Origin of the sequence: Cupriavidus sp. DL-D2 (assembly GCF_039710735.1) — a bacterium.
Taxonomy (GTDB): Bacteria; Pseudomonadota; Gammaproteobacteria; order Burkholderiales; family Burkholderiaceae; genus Cupriavidus.
This window is the reverse complement of record NZ_JBDKXK010000010.1, coordinates 51,941-68,607: the sequence shown is the minus strand read 5'-3', so window position 1 is coordinate 68,607 and position 16,667 is coordinate 51,941. Positions and strand designations below refer to the sequence as shown.

Here is a 16,667-nt window from a genome sequence, read left to right as displayed (position 1 = left end):
TGTCTCCGAACACCTGTTACCCATGTCTCCGGTCTGTACACCGCAAACGGGAGAGGGGAGTAACACAGCGGACGCAAGAACCCCCGTCAAAGCAAAAGCGGCGTCGCAGTCTGCGACGCCGCTCAAGTCTTCCTTGAACCCGACGAAGAATTACTTCTTCGCGCCGTCCGTGTACGGATCGGCCTTGCCGGACTTGGCGCCGTCCAGGTACGGATCGGGCTTGCCAGTCTTGGCGCCGTCGGTGTACGGATCGACCTTGCGGGGAGCCAGGTCGGTGCGGGTGGACTTCTTCGCGCCGCCCGAGTACGGGTCGAACTTGTTGTCGGACTTGGCACCGTCCAGATACGGATCGGGCTTGCCGGTCTTGGCACCGTCGGTGTACGGGTCCACCTTCTTGTAGGTGTTTTGCGCGTGGGCCAGTTGCACGGCGCCAAGGGCGGTGAGCGCGACAACGGTCAGCGTCGATACGGTCTTTTTCAGCATCATCCTCTTCTCTTCAAGTAAGGGCCGGACAATAGGCTCCGGCAGTAGCGAATATCCACAGGCGTCGCGTCAGAGACGCAGCGTTGTCTCCGAAGACGGGACGTTGGCCCACTGCGGCATGACACCATGGTTTCACCGCCCTAGCCATCAGACCGAGGAATAGGCGGGACTATACGAATATCTAATCGATCTGCGCCTGAAGAGAGGACCCATGACATGAGCGATATGTTCGTAGTCATGTATCCATACGAAAGTATGGTGATGATGGTGATTTTCATCGGGGACGGCCGGGCTCGGCGCCCTGCCGCCCTGCCCTGGTTCACCCCGCGAACGCTGGCGCCTGCGCCACGCAGAACAGACTCATCGCCGCTTGCGGGGTTCCGGGTTCGATGCCGGACAGACGCTGGGCGACGCGGATTTTCAGGGGAGCATGACCAATCTCGCCGCTCAGGGTCTGCGCACCGACAAAATGGTTATGCGGAAAGACGCGGACCTGCCATCCGAGGGGATCGAATACGCTGTGGGCGAGCCGCGCCGTCAAGCCATCGCCGGGGCGATGGTGAAGTTCGGTGGCCAGTGCCCATTGCTGTTCGTTGTCTGCGGAGGCGTGGCCGCCCCGATTCAGCCAGCGATAGACCGGCACGCGCAAGCGCCACAGCGCCATGGCGATGCCGCGGAAATTCCACGCGCTGTGCTGTGGATCGTGATCGGTAATCAGGAGGCCCCCCGGTTTCACGAGCCGCGCGGCTTCGCGCAGGACGGCTGCCATATCGTCGCAGTGATGCAACGATCCGTTGATGGCCACGATGTCCGCGATGCCGGTGGCCAGCGGCATGTCATGGGCGTCCGCGAGCAACGGCACATAGCCCACCGACGCCGCACGCAACAGGCTGCCTTCCGCAATGTCGACGCCGATGGCGATACGTGGATGCCCGCCCAGTGTCGCAAGGACATTGCCGGGTCCGCAGCCCACATCGACCACGACCTTGCCGTCGAGCGATCCCAGCACGGATAGCCAGCGGTCGCGCAACTCCGGATACCGGTGCACCTCGGCCAGCCAGTTGTCCATCCACTTCGGATGGCTGAAATAGTGGGCGTTGGCCAGCATGCCGCGCGTGAAGCGGATTGGCGCTTCGGGGAAGTTGCCGGCTACCACGCCGGCCTCGGGTTTCAGGTAGGGCTGCAAGCGATCCAGGTAAGTCCGCGTAGCCTCGGACGAATGGGCCGATGCCGAAGCCCGACCTCGATCCGCGTCGTCCTTCACGTCCGGGGGTCGTTCGGATGTCAGCGAAGGCAGACATTGATGGGCGGGCGTGTGCAGCTGTTCCATGTACATCTCCCCCTCGACAAGGCAAATTTGCCTCATGGCCGTCGATAAACCGACGTCCTTGTTATCGGCTCGCAGGACCGCGAACGTCTAGGGAGTTAATCAGACTCTTGCAACGCAGCAAAATGCAAGTTCGTTTCGAGATGTGAGTTTTGGTGCGGCAGGACACATAGTTGTGGCCTGTCGGCGTCACGCCGGAGAGAAAATACGACGTTTGAAGCGCATCGGCCCTCCTCCGGTGCAGATGGAAGGTCAGCGTCCGGCCTTGCCTCTATAATCCGGCATGACTTCTACCACCCCCACCTCCGCCACCTCTTTCGCCACGCTGCCTCTCTCCGCAGCGATGCAGGCAACCCTGGCCCAACTCGGCTATGAAGCCATGACGCCCATCCAGGCGGCCAGCCTGCCGCTGGCGCTGGCGGGTCAGGACCTGATTGCACAGGCCCGCACCGGCAGCGGCAAGACCGCCGCGTTTGCGCTGGCCCTGCTGCACCGCCTCGATCCGCGCCGCTTCGATGTGCAGGCGATGGTGCTCTGCCCGACCCGCGAACTGGCCGATCAGGTCACGCAGGAAATCCGTCGCCTCGCCCGCGCGGAAGACAACGTCAAGGTGCTGACGCTCAGCGGCGGCTCGCCGATCCGTCCGCAAGCCGAGAGCCTGGAGCATGGCGCCCACGTGATCGTGGGCACGCCGGGCCGCATCATCGATCACCTGGATCGCGGCAGCCTGAACCTCGACACGATCAACACGCTGGTGCTCGATGAAGCGGACCGCATGCTCGACATGGGCTTTCATGACGACATCTCGTTCATCGCCAGCCATGCGCCGAAAGAGCGCCAGACGCTGCTGTTCTCGGCCACCTACCCGGCCGCCATCGACAAGCTCGCCCACCGCTTCCTGCGCCAGCCCAAGACGGTGAAGGTTGCCGAGGCGCACGACGCAGGCACGATTACCCAGCGCTTCTACGAGGTACAGAACGGCGAGCGCCTCAACGCCGTGGGCCTGTTGCTCGACCATTACCGCCCGGCTACCACCCTCGCCTTCTGCAATACCAAGGCGCGTTGCAACGACCTGGCCGAACTGCTGCACGCGCAAGGCTATGCCGCACTGGCGCTGCATGGCGATCTGGAACAGCGCGACCGCGATCAGGTGCTGGTGCAGTTTGCCAACCGGAGCTGTTCGGTGCTGGTGGCGACCGACGTGGCCGCGCGCGGACTCGACATCGCGCAACTGGAAGCCGTGATCAACGTGGATGTCACGCCCGACCCCGAGGTTCACGTTCACCGCATCGGCCGCACCGGACGTGCTGGCGAAGCAGGCTGGGCTTTCAGTCTCGCCAGCCTCGACGAGATGGGCCGCGTGGGGAATATCGAGCAGCATACGGGCACCACGTTCAAGTGGCATCCGCTCAGCGAGCTGACGCCGTCGAACGGCGGACGCCTGCTGCCCCCGATGGTCACGCTGCAGATGCTGGGCGGGCGCAAGGAAAAAATTCGCCCCGGCGACATCCTCGGCGCGCTGACCGGCGAGGCGGGTTACACCAAGGAACAGATCGGCAAGATCAACGTGATGGAGATGTCGACCTATATCGCCGTGGATCGCGCCATTGGCCGCGAGGCGATGAAGCGCCTGAACGAAGGCAAGGTCAAGGGCCGCAAGGTCAAGGTGCGGATGCTGACCGCCTGAAGCTAGTTCGACTCAACCCACCCACCCTCCCCCCGCCACCATGATGTGATTCCGCCAAGCGGAATCACGTTTAGAGCGTGCGCTCTAGACCATTTGGATCATGGTGGCAACCCATTGCAACACTTCCTTCAATCACCGTCGCACGTTCGCGACAGCACATAACCCTGCTGTTTGTAGTACTTACATACGCCTCATCACGTGATCTAAGATCGCCCCCGGCTACGCTTTGTAGCTAAAACAATACATAGAAACGGGGTAGTTCAATGAAGTCCAATTTTTGTCGTGGAATGCGGCAGGTAGCCGTGCGCGCGCCGCAAGCGTCCTCTATTACTCTGGCGGTGGCGTTGATGTTTCCGGTGGGGGCGTCGGCGGCCGAGTATCTGGTCAGCAATGAAACCGAGCTTCGCGCCGCACTGTCGGCGGCAAACTCTGACGGTGACGCCAGTGCGACGATCCGTCTAGCCAACAGTTTCACGCTGACTATCGCCACTACATTACCGGCGGCCGGCAAGCGGGTCACCGTCGATACGCAAGGCTATACGCTGACCCGGGCTTCGGGTGCCGGTGGGTTCACCGGAGACCGGACATTCAACGGCATCTATGTTGGCGCAACCGGCGCCTCGCCGGGCGGTGGTCAGGCCGTCAGCGGCGGATCTTCTATCAACAACGGCTCGATCACTGGTGGGACCGATACAGACAGCGGCGGTGCTGGTGGCACGGGTTTTGTGTTGGCGGGTAGCGCGTCGCTCACCAACAATGGCGCGATCAAAGGAGGCGGGGCCACGGCAGGCACAGGGGGTGCAGGCATCAGCGCTGCCAACGGTACCGCTGTCATCAACAGTGCATCCGGCACGATTTCCGGTGGTGACGTCAATGGCGGCACGGGGGGCGTTGGCGTCAATTTTACGGCGGCGCTTACTTCAGGCCGTCTCGTCAACCAGGGCACGATCCGCGGCGGTAGCGACTTGAGCGGAGGAACCGGTGGCGGGATCGGCGTGCGGATCGGCAACGGCACGGCCCTGTTCTCCCTCGAGAACTCCGGGGTCATCGAGGGCGGCCGAGGCGCCGCTGCGATATCGACGGCGACCAACACCAACATCACAATGGTCAACTCGGGAACGGTGCGAGCAGGTGGCGGCGCCGCCAACGCGATTCAGTTCGGCACTGTGGCCAACGCCAGCGCCACGCTCGAACTGCAAGCCGGTTCCAACATCGTCGGCAACGTCGTAGCCAGCGCGCTCGGCACCAACGACACGCTCCGCCTTGGCGGCGACACCAACAGCGTGTTCGATGTCTCCACCATCGGCGACACCGCGCAATACCGTTACTTCGACAACTTCACGAAGACTGGCGCCAGTACCTGGGCGCTGATCGGCACCGGTACGGTCGCTGCGCCGTGGACCGTCGATCAAGGCACGTTGCAGATCGGCAATGGCGGCACCAGCGGCAGCCTTGCCGGCAATGTGGTGGTCAACACCGGCGCCACCCTCGCCTTCAATCGTTCCGATGCCTATACGTATGGCGGTATCGTTTCTGGCGCGGGCGGTCTGGCACAGAACGGCACGGGCACCACGGTGCTGACCGCCGCCAGCACGTACACGGGACCGACCACGATCAACCTCGGCACGCTCGCCATCGATGGGTCGATCACGAGTCCGGTCACCGTGAACGCAGCCGGTACGTTGTCAGGCACCGGCACGATCTTCGGCGATGTCACCAACACTGGCACGATCACGCCGGGCGGCGGCTCGGGCGTACTGACCATCGCTGGTAACTACATCGGCAATGGCGGTACGGTGCGCGTCAATACCGTGTTCGGTGGCGATACCTCGGCGACCGGACGATTGGTGGTGACGGGCGACACTTCGGGCACCAGCCAGATCCGCGCGGTCAACGTTGGCGGATCGGGCGCAACAACTAGCGATGGCATCAAGGTCATCGACGTGCAAGGCGCATCGAATGGCACGTTCACGCTGGCGGGCGACTACACGTTCCAGGGCCAGCAAGCCGTGGTGGCCGGTGCGTACGCGTACCGCCTCTACAAGAATGGCGTGTCCACGCCGGCCGATGGCGACTGGTATCTGCGTTCGACGCTGGCCGATACGACGGTTGCCGGCAGCTCGGCTTCGACCTCAGCCGCTCCGCTGCTGGCACCGACCGTGCCGCTGTATGAAGCCTATTCGAGCGTGCTGCAGCGCTTCAACGAACTGGGCACGCTGCAACAGCGCGTGGGCAATCGTTCGTGGTCGCCCAATGCGTCGGTGCAAGCCGAGCAGGACGCTGGCAAGCCGATCATTGGTCGCGGTGCCTGGGCGCGTGTGGAAGGCTCGAACACGCACATCGATCCGTCGACCAGCACGACCAGCGCCAGCTATAACGTGCGCATGTGGAAGTTCGAAGGCGGTGTGGATGCACCCGTCATCCAGAACCAGTCCGGCACGCTGGTGGTAGGCCCGACGTTCCACTACGGCATTGCCAACTCCAATGTCTCGTCGATGTTCGGCAACGGTGCGATCGATGCCACCGGCTACGGCTTTGGCGGTACGGCCACTTGGTACGGCAACAATGGCTCGTACGTGGATGCCCGCGCCACGCTGACGTGGTACGACACCGACATCCGCTCGTCGACGCTCTCGGCCAAGCTTGCCAACGGCAATCGCGGCAGCGGCGTCGCCACGAGCGTGGAAGCCGGCCATCAACTGGCACTGGGCGGCAACTGGTCCATCACGCCGCAGGCGCAACTCGCATGGTCGCAGGTCCGCTTCGACGCGTTCACCGACCAGTACGGCGCCAATGTTTCGCGCGACAACGGCAACAGCCTGGTCTCGCGTCTGGGCGTTTCGCTGGATCACGAAACCAAGTGGACCGCCGCCAATGGCAAGACCAGCCGCTCGCATGTGTACGGCATCACCAACCTGTACTACGACTTCCTGCACGGTACCTCGGCACGCGTGGCGGATATCAGCGTGGTCAGCAAGGAACAGGCACTGTGGGCTGGCCTGGGCGTAGGCGCGTCGCTGAACTGGGACGATGACCGCTACAGCGTCTATGGCGAACTGCTGGCACGCACGAGCCTGCAAAACTTCGGTGACAGCAATGCGATTGGCGCAAAGCTGGGGGTGCGTTATCGCTGGTAAGCCTACGGCTTCTGTCGATCCCCGTGTAGATGAAAAAGCCACGTCCTTCGCGACGTGGCTTTTTTTTTCAGGCCGCTGGCCGGCATCCCATTTCCTTTCCTTCGGCCGGTCAGGCTATCCTGAGCGTCGGAATATCCGAAAAACCCGATTGAACCGCCACCGACCATGACCATCGACCCAGATATCGTCCAGGCCTTCGCGCCCACGGGCAAGCTCCGCGCCGCCATCAACCTTGGCAACCCCATCCTCGCCCACCGCACGCCGGATGGATCTGCTGGGGGCGTATCCGTGGATCTGGCCACGGCGCTTGCCGCGCGGCTCGGCGTACCGCTCGAACTGGTGGTTGTGGAGACCGCAGGCAAGTCGGTGGAGATCGTCGCGGCCGAAGACGCTGACGTCGGCTTTTTCGCCATCGATCCCAAGCGCGGCGCGAGCATCGCATTCACCGCGCCATACGTGCTGATCGAAGGCTACTACCTTGTTCGCCAGGACTCGCCGGTACAAAGCAATGCCGATGTGGACCGCGCAGGCACGCGCGTGGTGGTCGGCAAGGGCAGCGCCTACGACCTGTTCCTGACGCGCGAACTGAAGCACGCCGACATCGTCCATGCGCCGTCCTCACAAACCGTGGTGAAAACGTTTCTTGCGGGCCAGTACGAAGTGGCCGCTGGTGTGAAGCAACAGCTTGAAGCCGACATCGCAGGCATGACCGGTCTGCGACTGCTTGGCGAACGCTTCATGGTTATCCAGCAAGCCATGGGCGTGCAAAAAACGCGCGGCGACAAGGCGGCTGCCTTCCTGGCGCAATTCGTGGAAGACATGAAGGGGTCGGGACGCGTTACGGATGCTCTGCGCGACCACGGCATCCAGGGCGCGACCGTCGCGCCGCTGGCTTAGTGGCTTAACCCTCAGTGCGCCACGACCGCCGGCCCCTTGCCGTCGCCCTTCACGGGGCGGGTGATCCAGATCAGCGGGATCATGACGAGATAGAGCACGGCCGATATGTAGAAGATGTCGTTGAGGCCCATCATCGCGGCCTGCGATGTCACGGTGGCATCGAACAGCGCGTGGGCCGACGCGGGATTCAGGTGTAGCAGCGACCGCACCGCATCGATCTGATGGGTGAAGATCGGATTGCCGATACTCGCCTGTTCGGTGAGCCGCACGTGATGCAGAACTGTGCGGTCGTTCCACGCATTGCCGGCGATGGAGGTGCCCACTGCCCCGCAGAACACGCGCGCGAAGTTGGAAAGTCCCGCCGCATCGGCGATTTTCTCGGGACGTTGCCCTGACAGGATGATCGATGTGAGCGGCACGAAGAACAGCGCCATCGGAATGCCCTGCAGCAGCGTCGGCAGCACCAGATGCCACGTATCGATCTGCGTCACATAGTGCGTCCGCATGTAGAACACGCCCGCAAAGCCGATGAAAGACAGCGTCGCTACGGTACGCGCGTTGCTCGGCGTCAGCACCCGTCCCACGATCGGCGAGACCAGCAGCGCAAAGATCCCTAGCGGCGCGGTGACCAGGCCGGCATCGACAGACCGATAGCCCAGGTACTCTTGCATCCATTGCGGCAACAGTACGAGGTTGCCGAAGAACACGGCGTACGCAATGGAAATCGCGACGGTACCGCCCAGGAAGTTGCGCTGGGTGAACAGCCGAAGATCGACGATGGGGTTGGCATCGGTCAATTCCCATATCAGGAAGAGCAGGAAGCTGATGACGGCGACGATCCCCAGCACCACGATGACGGGAGAGTTGAACCAGTCGAGGTCCTTGCCCTTGTCGAGCATGACTTGCAGCGAGCCCACCCAGGCGACAAGCAGGCCCAGGCCCACGACATCGATGGGCGTCTTGCGGGTCGGACCCTGCCGCTTGCGATACAGCATCCACGTCACCGAGGCGGCAAAGATGCCGACGGGAATGTTGATGTAGAAGATCCACGACCAGCTATAGCTATCCGTGATCCATCCGCCGAGTAGCGGACCCGCAATGGGGCCGACCGTTGCCGTCATGCCCCACAGGGCGAGTGCCGTGGCGGACTTCTGCTTCGGATACGAGCCCAGCAGGATGGCTTGCGACATCGGAATCAGCGGCCCGGCCACTGCGCCTTGCAGCACCCGCGCCACCAGCAGGATGGGCAACGTGGGCGCGATGCCGCAGAGCCACGACGCCAGCGTGAACAGCAGGATCGACCCCACGAACAGGCGGATGTCGCCAAACCGCTGCGTCAGCCAGCCGGTCAAGGGAATCGACACGGCGTTGGCAGCCGCAAACACGGTAATCACCCACGTGCCCTGATCGACCGATACGCCCAGGTTGCCCGATATCGTGGGAATCGCAACGTTCGCAATCGAGGTGTCGAGCACGTTCATGAACGTGGCAAGTGCCACCGCGATGGTGGCCAGCACAAGCTGGCCGCCTTGCATGGGCGGGGGTGGAGCCTGGATCTGGGACATGACGGAGCCTGATGAACTTCAATGTCAAGGGACGCGCGGCAGCACGACGGATTACGTGGCGCTTGCCTTGCTGGCCGGCGCATTCCGGGGATGGCCTGCGGCGGCCTGCGATGTCCCGAGGCCGGCGTTGTCGGAGACGATGCGCGCGATCTCCGCATCGGCGTCGCTGCCGTACTTGGCGAACACGTTGGTCTCGTAGGTGGCCGGCGCCGCGTGGGCGAGCGCCCCACCACTCTGGTCGCGCACATCCACGTCAGCCTGCATCGACAACCCGATGCGCAGCGGATGCTGCTGCAGCTCGCGCGGATCCAGCGCGACGCGCACGGGTACGCGCTGCACCACTTTGATCCAGTTGCCTGTGGCGTTCTGCGCGGGCAGCAGCGAGAACGCGGACCCCGTGCCAGCGGAGAAGCCAACGACCCGGCCGTGATACACCACCGACGAACCATAGGCGTCGGACGTCAGCGAGACCGGCTGGCCCACGCGCAGATGCGCCAGTTCCACCTCCTTGAAATTTGCATCGACCCACACGTCCTGCAAGGGCACCACGGCCATGAGCGGCGTACCGGGCGATACGCGCTGGCCCACCTGTGCCGAACGCTCGGCCACATAGCCCATGACCGGCGCCGGCAGGATGTTCCGGGCATTGGCGAGATAGGCGTCGCGCACCTGCGCGGCGGCGGCCTGGACATCCGGATGGGTGGCGATGGTCGTATTGATCGTGAGCGCGCGATTCGCCGCGAGTTGCTGCCGCGCGGCATCGAGCGCGGCCTGTGCCGTCCTGACCGCGTCGCGCGCGTGCGAGACGTCCTCCTGCGAAACCGAACCGCTTTGCGATACGGACAGCCGGCGCTTCAAATCGTCTTGTGCGCGTGCCAGATCCGACTCGCGTACCGCCACCTGTGCGGCGTATTGCGCATCGTCGACGAAGAGGCCCTTGACCTGACGCACGGTCTGCGCGAGCTTGGCCTCCGCGCGTTGCAGCGCCACGCGCGCATCGGCGCCATCGAGTTCGACGAGTGGCTGGCCTTCCTGCACCGTCTGCGTGTCGTCGGCGCGTACGGCGATGACGGTCCCGGTCACCTGCGGGGTAATCTGCACGACGTTTCCGTTCACGTAGGCGTCGTCGGTACTCTCGTGGTAGCGCGCAACGAGCAGATAGTAGGCGGCCGACCCCGCGCCAGCGCCGAGCACGGCGAGTGCGAGGAGCGCCATCAGGCGACGGCGGAGGCCGTGATTTGTCGTGGGCACGGTGGTCGCTACGGCTGTCGGCTGTGCGGTATCAGGCTGTTGTGTGGCGGCGTTCATGTTCAGACTCCTTCTTTATTGGCATGCGCGGCTTGGTCGGGCATGACCAGCCCGGCCGCTTGCGCGTCGAATCCGCCGCCGAGCGCGCGGATCAACGCCATTTGCTGGTCGCGGCGCTGCATCGCCAGATTGGTCACGGACTGCACGGCGGCGAGTCGGATCTGGTCGGCCTGCAGCACTTGCAGTTGCGGCGAGAGTCCCGCCTTGTAGTTGCCCACCGCCAGCGTGTAGGCGCGTGTTGCCGCGTCCTGCGCCGTGCGGGCATCGGTCAATTGCCGATCGGTAGCGCGGATGGCCGATACCTGCGTAGCCACTTCGGACAAGGCATTGACGAGCGTCCGGTCATAGTTCGCCACGTCCGCATCGAAGTCCGCATAGCGGCCCTTCAATTGCGCGCGCAGTGCGCCGGCATCAAATATCGGTAAATGGATTGCCGGCCCCACGCTGATCTGTCGGCTCGACGCCTTCAGCAGGCGGCCCCATCCCAGCGCATCGAGCCCGAGGCTCGCGGAAAGGTTCACATCGGGATAGAACTCGGCCTTGGCTTCCTTCACGTCCTGCAACGCCGCTTCCACCTGCCAGCGTGCCGCGACGATGTCGGGACGCCGTGCAATCAGGTCGGCAGGCAGTGCATCGGGCAACGTGACCGGCGCACCGACACCGAGCGTGGGTGGCGCGATCTTCAGCCCACGATCCGGCCCTTTACCGAGCAGCGCACCCATCTGGTAGCGCACCACTTCGATCTCGCCGTCGTACTGGCTCACGCTGGCTTGGCTGGTTGCCACGTTGCTGCGGGCCGTTTGTGTCTCGACGTTCGTGTCGAGCCCGGCGGCGGCACGGTCATCGGCAATGGCGCCGATAGCCGTGCGGTCGGCCACTTCCTTGCGGGCGATGTCGCGCAAGGCATACAGTTGCGCCAGGCGGTTGTAGGTGCGGGCCACCGATGTGGCCAGCGTCACGCGGGCCTGCTGCAGATCGGCATCGGCGGCCTTCTGCTGGGACACAGCGCGCGCCACGCGTGCGCGGTTCTTGCCCCACAGGTCCAGATCCCACGACGCGCTCGCAAGGGTGCTGAAATCGCTGTACCAGTTGCCACCGAAGGGCGGCGGCGCCAGGTTCTCCGAGAGCCGCAGGCGCGTGGCCGATGCACTCGCCCCCGCCTGCGGGAAGAGCGAGGCACGCGATGCGTCCACGTACGAACTCGCCTTGTCGAGCCGGGCCTTGGCTTCCGCTACGGTGGGATTGCCCCGGATCGCTTCCTCCACGAGCTGCGTGAGTTGCGGATCACCGAACTGATCGGTCCATGCCGACGACGGCCACTGGCCACCCTGCGCTGGCAGGCTGTCAGCGGTGGCGTATTGGCCCGGCGTGGCGATCTGGCTGTCACTGTGGATGCCGCCGTAGTTGACGCAGCCGGTCAAGGAGACGACGACTGCCAGCGCGGCGACGCTGGCGCAGCGCCTGGCGATGGAGGATGGATAAGGAGGCAACAGCCTCGCGTGCTCGCGCGCAGTACCAGTCATGACGGGCAACTCCGGTAGGTAGGCTTGAATCGTTGTGCGTATCGCCGGCCCCGTGTTGGATGTCATGGGTGAGCGACAATCTGCGCGCAAGATACGCCGACGCGACCGAGCAGAAGTTCCCGCTCGTGGCAGCTTTTTCGGGAAAGCACGTCAGCGCCCATGGCGGGAGGGCGCGTGACGTATGCAATGAGAATCGCGAATCTCTCGGGATTGGGAAAGTGACGGATCGGCTGATGACACGATAACCGTCAGAAGACAGGCCGCAGCACCCGCTATGGCCCCTCCGCCCGCTTTGCTGCCGCTGCCTTGTCCATGACTTCCGCTTGCAAGGCTTCGCTGGGTAAGGAGAAAGCTTGCTGTCGCAGCGTGGCAAGCTGTTGCGCGCGGTCTTGGTCAGATAGACCAGCGACCGTTTCGATATGCGTGCGTCGGGTCGCATACTCGTCATAGCGCTGCTGCCAGGCGTGGTCGGCCTGTGCCTGAAGTTGGTAGCGCTGCGCCACTTCCGGACTGAATGCCTGTGCCAGCGCTGCGCCAATCTCTTGTGCGCCATGTCCGGAAGCCTTCATGCTGGCAATGGTTTCGGTGATCGCCTGCGGCCTGGCGTTCATTTCACGCGCGGCACGGAGTGGCTCGGGCAGCGCGGCATCCAGTGCCGCCAGGCGGCGCTTCCGTTCGGCATCGTCGAGTCCGGACTGTATCGCTACCTCCAGGCGGGCGAGCATGGCGTCGTCATAGGTCTGCTCGTCGCCAAACCAGATCGACGCCACATCAGGCAGATGTCGCCACTGCACTGCGCTGCGGTCCGCAATGTGGGCGCGCAGGCGCTGTATCTGTGCTGCGTCCGGTGCGCCGGTCCCGTCGACGACAGATTGGTTCGCGGGTATCCGCTGCATCTCGGCAAGATAAGCAAGATAGCGCTGCCACAGTTGCATGGCCTGCCCGGCAGCCGGCTGCGGCACGTGCTTGCGGATATCGTCGTAGACCAACCGATCCAATGCCTGCGTGTCGCCCGAGGCATGGCGGGCACTTAGAAAGAAATCGAAGTAAGTCCGTAGGGCTCGCGTCAGACGCAGGTTGCCTCGCGCATCCGATTCCGGACCGGGCGGGATATCGACACCCGCCAGCGAGGGCATTGCGCCGATAGCAGGCATGCGCGCGGTATCCGCCAGCGGCACGGAAATGTCGGATACCGCGTCCATCGAGGATCGCGCGAGCGGTGAACGCGTTGCCGGCTCGGCAGGTAAGGTCGCCCAGTACACTGCCGCACCCGCAAGCCCACCCACCAGCAGTACCAGGGCAACCCCTGCCCGGGATTCAGAGCCGGTCATTACGCAAGCGGTTGGCGTGGTTCAGGATCACCGTGCGCGGGTCCGCATCCTGGTACATGCCGAACAATTGATTGATCTGGTCAAGGTGGTTCCAGTAGTAGGAGCCGAGTTCACGACCCCACTTGCTGCTACACACTGAAACCATCCCGTCGTTGGGGCCTGATCCTTTCAGGGTCATGATGTCTGCGAACGCGGACAGCGGCAGTGTGGACAAGTCGAACAGATTGGAGCGAAACACGTTGACCGGGCCGCCGTGCCCTGTCCAGGAATAGGCAGCCTGGGTGTGGGTGACGAGCTTCCCGGTTGCATCGCGCGCCTGCCTCTGCTCCACCGCGGCCCCCGGCGTATTGCAGTCAGGCCCCAATGCGGATCTGGAACCGGGCGCCAGTGTGGCGTCCAGGCGCACGTTCTGCGCGGCGGCCCCTTGCGTGGTCAGGACCTGCAAAGCGGCTGGGCTGTTCTGATCCCACATTTGTCCGTTGACGACGCCATTCATCCAGCCCAAGGCATTGGCCACACCCTGAACTATGCCGACCAGCACCGGTCCCGCCACCGGAACGCTGCCAACACCGCTGATCAGGCTATCGATGACATCGAAGAATTCGCTGCCGCGATTTGGGCTGCCAATGGTGGTTACCGACGCAATATCCTGCGGTGACATGGCCGCCGCCACACGCACCGTTGTGCCGCCCTGGCTATGGCCGATGAGATTGACCTTGTCAGCGCCGGTCTCCAGCTTCACCGCGCGTACGTACGACTGCAATGCCAACGCGCGTTCTTCATCGCTATTGAACGAGGGCACCGTGGCCACGTATACCGTGGCGCCGTTGGCACGCAACACTTTGGGAATGCCGTACCAATAGTCGATGACGCCGGCTATCTTTGCCGCGGCCGTCACGCCATGAACCAGGACGATCGGGTAGCGCGTCTTTGCATAGTCAGCGCTGCTTGCCGTGGCGCTTGCCGGCCCCGCCATGGCGATGGCTGCTGCAGCGACTGCTGAAAGCCCGGCAATGCGCCCTGCGGCGGCTCGTTTTTCAGGCGCACGGACGCCATCGCCATGCTGTTCCCGCGCTCTGATTGGTTCCAGGTGAATGCACTGTTTCATCTCTGTTCTCACTGAGGACGTTCATGTGAAGAAGGCCGAGGATCACCATACATAAAGTCCTCGGTGAGATATCAACAATTTGCACAGGAATTGATTTGCCTCCAGCAGGTGGCCCTCGAACGCAGCAAGAATCCGTTCAAAAAAAGTGCCGCAGCCCCAGCCTGAACATCACCTGGTTCTGGCCTGACGCCACGCCCGCGGCACCAACCACGTAGGCCGCATCGAGCACGCTGCCGGTCTTGTCGCCTCCCACGTGCTGGTAGACCGTCTGCACATAGATGTCCGTGCGTTTCGAGAAGATGTAGTCCGCCATCAGCCCCACCGAGTGATAGACCGGATGCGTCTTGCCGGAGGTGGCGTCGAACGTTGCGCGCGTGTACGCGTACATCGCCCCGAACCAGTATTGCCGGGCGGGCTGGTACTTGATGTTGGCTTCGATGTTGTCGAAGCGTAGTGCACCGAGCGTGCCCGTTGGCGGCGTGATGTCGCCAACGTAGGCGGAACTGCGCGGGTCCGTCACCTCCGTCCGGGCGTACGAGACACCGAACTGGAACTTGCCTGTTTCGTACGTACCCCCTGCTCCCCAGATCCTGAGGCGGCTGCCCGGCAGATTCTGGTCGCCACCGTTGTTGATGGCACCGTATGACGTGGCCGAAGGATTGTCGGCCTGCAGGTAGGCAGCGGCGAGTGTCAGGCCATTCTTCGCGTACTGCCCGCCTGCGCTGAACACGCGATTGTTCGAGAACCTGGTGTCGTCGCTGAAGCCATACATGCCGCCGAACTTGACGCCGCCAAGATCGGGGCTGGTGTACTTGACCGTGTTGTTGACGCGAAAGGTGTTGATCAGGTTGTCGTTGTCGTACGGATGGGCAAACATATAGCCGCCCCACGTGCCGCCCGCCGTGGTCTGTGCGAGGTAGTCCACCACCGAGTCGTACTGGCGACCCAGTGTCACGGAACCCCATCGCTGCCCGGTCAAGCCCATATATGCCTGCCGACCGAACAGTGCACCGCCCTGGAAGGCGCGGCCGTTATCGACGTCGAAACCGTTTTCAAGCTGGAAGATGGCCTTGGTGCCGCCGCCGAGATCCTCGCTGCCCTTCAGCCCCCAGCGGCTGCCGTGCGGAAAGCCGCTGGCCATCGCCACCTGGCTGTGTCCGCCGACGTTGTTGGTGTAGTTGATCCCCTCGTCCAGTACGCCATACAGCGTTACCGTGCTTTGCGCCAGGACGGACGCCGAGGTGGATGCCGATATCGCGCACAGGGCTGCCTTGCACAGCCACTGGGTGCGCTTGTCTCTCTCCGATTTCATTGGGTGTTTCCTTGGGGTACGTTGCCCCGGAATGTGAGTGGGCTATGTCGCCTGGCTCGATCCGCCAGATGGTGCGGTCCGGGCGCCCTTCCCCCGCGTGGCGAGCCAGCAGAGAATGGATCCGGCCACGACCATCGCCGCGCCCTTCCAGAATGCGAAGGACAACGGCGCGTGAAGCAACGTGGTGGCGAGTGCGGCGGACAGCACCGGGATGAAGTACGACGCGCCTGCCAGTACCGCAACGTTGCCGTGCAGGATGCCGACATTCCACGCCGCATAACCAAAGCCCATCGCACAGGCGGCCAGTGCGAGATAGACCACGCCGCCGAAGGTGAAGGACATCGCCTCGCCACCCGTGAACAGGTACTTGGCCCACAGCGTCAGTGCGGTCAGGATAAAGAACAGCGTGACACCGTTCTTGCCCTGTGCGATGCGTGCCGTCACGGTGCAGTAGCCCGCCCAGATCACCGCGCCGGTAAAGGCCAGGCCATAGCTTAGCGGGTTGTCACGCACGTTGGCCGCGAGGCTGGCAGCGTCGAGTCCCTGATCGCCACCCAGTACCAGCGTGACACCCAGGATGGCTACCAGAAAGCCCGGCACGATCAGCCAGTTCGCCCGTTGCCGGTTGAACAGGATCGCGGCCATCATCGTGAACGTGGGCCACAGGTAATTCACCATGCTCACTTCGATGGCCTGCCGGCCAGTGTTCGCGTAGCCAATGGAAAGCGACAGGCACAGCTCGTACGACACGAACAGCAGGCTGCCCCAGAAAAGGTATGCCCGTGGCAGCGCCTTGATCCGCACCGGCCCTACTGATATCCACAGCAGCACCGAGGCGACCGAATACATCAGGGCCGCCCCGCCCGTGGCGCCGAAACTCTCGCTGACGCCACGGATCAGGCCGACGATCGAACTCCAGAGAAGTACGGCCAAGAGTCCAATCAACGTTGCCTGTTTGCTTTGCATGACTACCTTGTGATGAAACGGTG

General features: G+C 63.5%; 12 protein-coding genes. 3 read left to right on the top strand and 9 right to left on the bottom strand.

Annotated features, from left to right (window positions below; translation table 11 throughout):
* Positions 1 to 150: 150 nt before the first annotated feature.
* Positions 151 to 483 (bottom strand): hypothetical protein, encoded by a 333-nt coding sequence (locus tag ABDB81_RS07720; protein WP_137927239.1) that lies wholly within the window; start codon positions 481 to 483, stop codon positions 151 to 153.
* Between the two features lie 319 nt (positions 484 to 802).
* Positions 803 to 1,813 carry a class I SAM-dependent methyltransferase gene (locus ABDB81_RS07715; protein WP_346810571.1) on the bottom strand — a complete coding sequence of 337 codons (1,011 nt, stop codon included), beginning with the start codon at positions 1,811 to 1,813 and terminating at the stop codon, positions 803 to 805.
* Between the two features lie 280 nt (positions 1,814 to 2,093).
* Here ABDB81_RS07715 and dbpA point away from each other — a divergent pair, with 280 nt between their 5' ends.
* The 3 genes from dbpA to ABDB81_RS07700 all read left to right on the top strand — a co-directional run bounded on the left by dbpA (position 2,094) and on the right by ABDB81_RS07700 (position 7,531).
* Positions 2,094 to 3,497 carry an ATP-dependent RNA helicase DbpA gene (gene dbpA, locus ABDB81_RS07710; RefSeq protein ID WP_137927233.1) on the top strand — a complete coding sequence of 468 codons (1,404 nt, stop codon included), beginning with the start codon at positions 2,094 to 2,096 and terminating at the stop codon, positions 3,495 to 3,497.
* Between the two features lie 263 nt (positions 3,498 to 3,760).
* On the top strand, positions 3,761 to 6,634 hold the full coding sequence (locus tag ABDB81_RS07705) for an autotransporter outer membrane beta-barrel domain-containing protein (RefSeq protein ID WP_346810570.1): 2,874 nt from the start codon (positions 3,761 to 3,763) through the stop codon (positions 6,632 to 6,634).
* 165 nt (positions 6,635 to 6,799) lie between these two features.
* The gene (locus tag ABDB81_RS07700; RefSeq protein WP_346810569.1) at positions 6,800 to 7,531 is read left to right on the top strand and encodes an ABC transporter substrate-binding protein; all 732 of its coding nucleotides are present in this window, start codon (positions 6,800 to 6,802) and stop codon (positions 7,529 to 7,531) included.
* A gap of 11 nt (positions 7,532 to 7,542) precedes the next feature.
* On the opposite strand, the gene ABDB81_RS07695 is transcribed toward ABDB81_RS07700, so the two are convergent.
* The 7 genes from ABDB81_RS07695 to yddG form a co-directional block, all read right to left on the bottom strand.
* Positions 7,543 to 9,096, bottom strand: coding sequence for a DHA2 family efflux MFS transporter permease subunit (locus tag ABDB81_RS07695; protein WP_160473754.1), 1,554 nt, complete (start codon positions 9,094 to 9,096; stop codon positions 7,543 to 7,545).
* Between the two features lie 51 nt (positions 9,097 to 9,147).
* Positions 9,148 to 10,404: an efflux RND transporter periplasmic adaptor subunit gene (locus ABDB81_RS07690; RefSeq protein ID WP_346810568.1), complete on the bottom strand. Its 1,257-nt coding sequence runs from the start codon at positions 10,402 to 10,404 to the stop codon at positions 9,148 to 9,150.
* 2 nt (positions 10,405 to 10,406) lie between these two features.
* Positions 10,407 to 11,927 (bottom strand): efflux transporter outer membrane subunit, encoded by a 1,521-nt coding sequence (locus ABDB81_RS07685; RefSeq protein WP_346810567.1) that lies wholly within the window; start codon positions 11,925 to 11,927, stop codon positions 10,407 to 10,409.
* A gap of 272 nt (positions 11,928 to 12,199) precedes the next feature.
* Positions 12,200 to 13,258: a lipase secretion chaperone gene (locus ABDB81_RS07680; protein ID WP_346810566.1), complete on the bottom strand. Its 1,059-nt coding sequence runs from the start codon at positions 13,256 to 13,258 to the stop codon at positions 12,200 to 12,202.
* Entirely contained in the window at positions 13,245 to 14,366 is a 1,122-nt protein-coding gene (locus ABDB81_RS07675; protein ID WP_137925243.1) for a triacylglycerol lipase, read from the bottom strand. The genes ABDB81_RS07680 and ABDB81_RS07675 overlap by 14 nt, the downstream gene beginning before the upstream one ends.
* Positions 14,367 to 14,502: 136 nt before the next feature.
* Entirely contained in the window at positions 14,503 to 15,678 is a 1,176-nt protein-coding gene (locus tag ABDB81_RS07670; RefSeq protein ID WP_346810565.1) for a porin, read from the bottom strand.
* A gap of 42 nt (positions 15,679 to 15,720) precedes the next feature.
* The gene (yddG, locus tag ABDB81_RS07665) at positions 15,721 to 16,644 is read right to left on the bottom strand and encodes an aromatic amino acid DMT transporter YddG (protein WP_346810564.1); all 924 of its coding nucleotides are present in this window, start codon (positions 16,642 to 16,644) and stop codon (positions 15,721 to 15,723) included.
* Positions 16,645 to 16,667 lie beyond the last annotated feature (23 nt).

Excerpts from the sequence above, each read along its gene's own strand:
- ABDB81_RS07695 (WP_160473754.1), bottom strand. The coding sequence starts at position 9,096 with ATGTCCCAGATCCAGGCTCCACCCCCGCCCATGCAAGGCGGCCAGCTT.
- ABDB81_RS07715 (WP_346810571.1), bottom strand. The coding sequence starts at position 1,813 with ATGGAACAGCTGCACACGCCCGCCCATCAATGTCTGCCTTCGCTGACA.
- ABDB81_RS07670 (WP_346810565.1), bottom strand. The coding sequence starts at position 15,678 with ATGAAATCGGAGAGAGACAAGCGCACCCAGTGGCTGTGCAAGGCAGCC.
- ABDB81_RS07685 (WP_346810567.1), bottom strand. The coding sequence starts at position 11,927 with ATGACTGGTACTGCGCGCGAGCACGCGAGGCTGTTGCCTCCTTATCCA.
- ABDB81_RS07705 (WP_346810570.1), top strand. The coding sequence starts at position 3,761 with ATGAAGTCCAATTTTTGTCGTGGAATGCGGCAGGTAGCCGTGCGCGCG.
- ABDB81_RS07690 (WP_346810568.1), bottom strand. The coding sequence starts at position 10,404 with ATGAACGCCGCCACACAACAGCCTGATACCGCACAGCCGACAGCCGTA.
- yddG (WP_346810564.1), bottom strand. The coding sequence starts at position 16,644 with ATGCAAAGCAAACAGGCAACGTTGATTGGACTCTTGGCCGTACTTCTC.
- ABDB81_RS07680 (WP_346810566.1), bottom strand. The coding sequence starts at position 13,258 with ATGACCGGCTCTGAATCCCGGGCAGGGGTTGCCCTGGTACTGCTGGTG.
- ABDB81_RS07675 (WP_137925243.1), bottom strand. The coding sequence starts at position 14,366 with ATGAAACAGTGCATTCACCTGGAACCAATCAGAGCGCGGGAACAGCAT.
- ABDB81_RS07720 (WP_137927239.1), bottom strand. The coding sequence starts at position 483 with ATGCTGAAAAAGACCGTATCGACGCTGACCGTTGTCGCGCTCACCGCC.
- ABDB81_RS07700 (WP_346810569.1), top strand. The coding sequence starts at position 6,800 with ATGACCATCGACCCAGATATCGTCCAGGCCTTCGCGCCCACGGGCAAG.
- dbpA (WP_137927233.1), top strand. The coding sequence starts at position 2,094 with ATGACTTCTACCACCCCCACCTCCGCCACCTCTTTCGCCACGCTGCCT.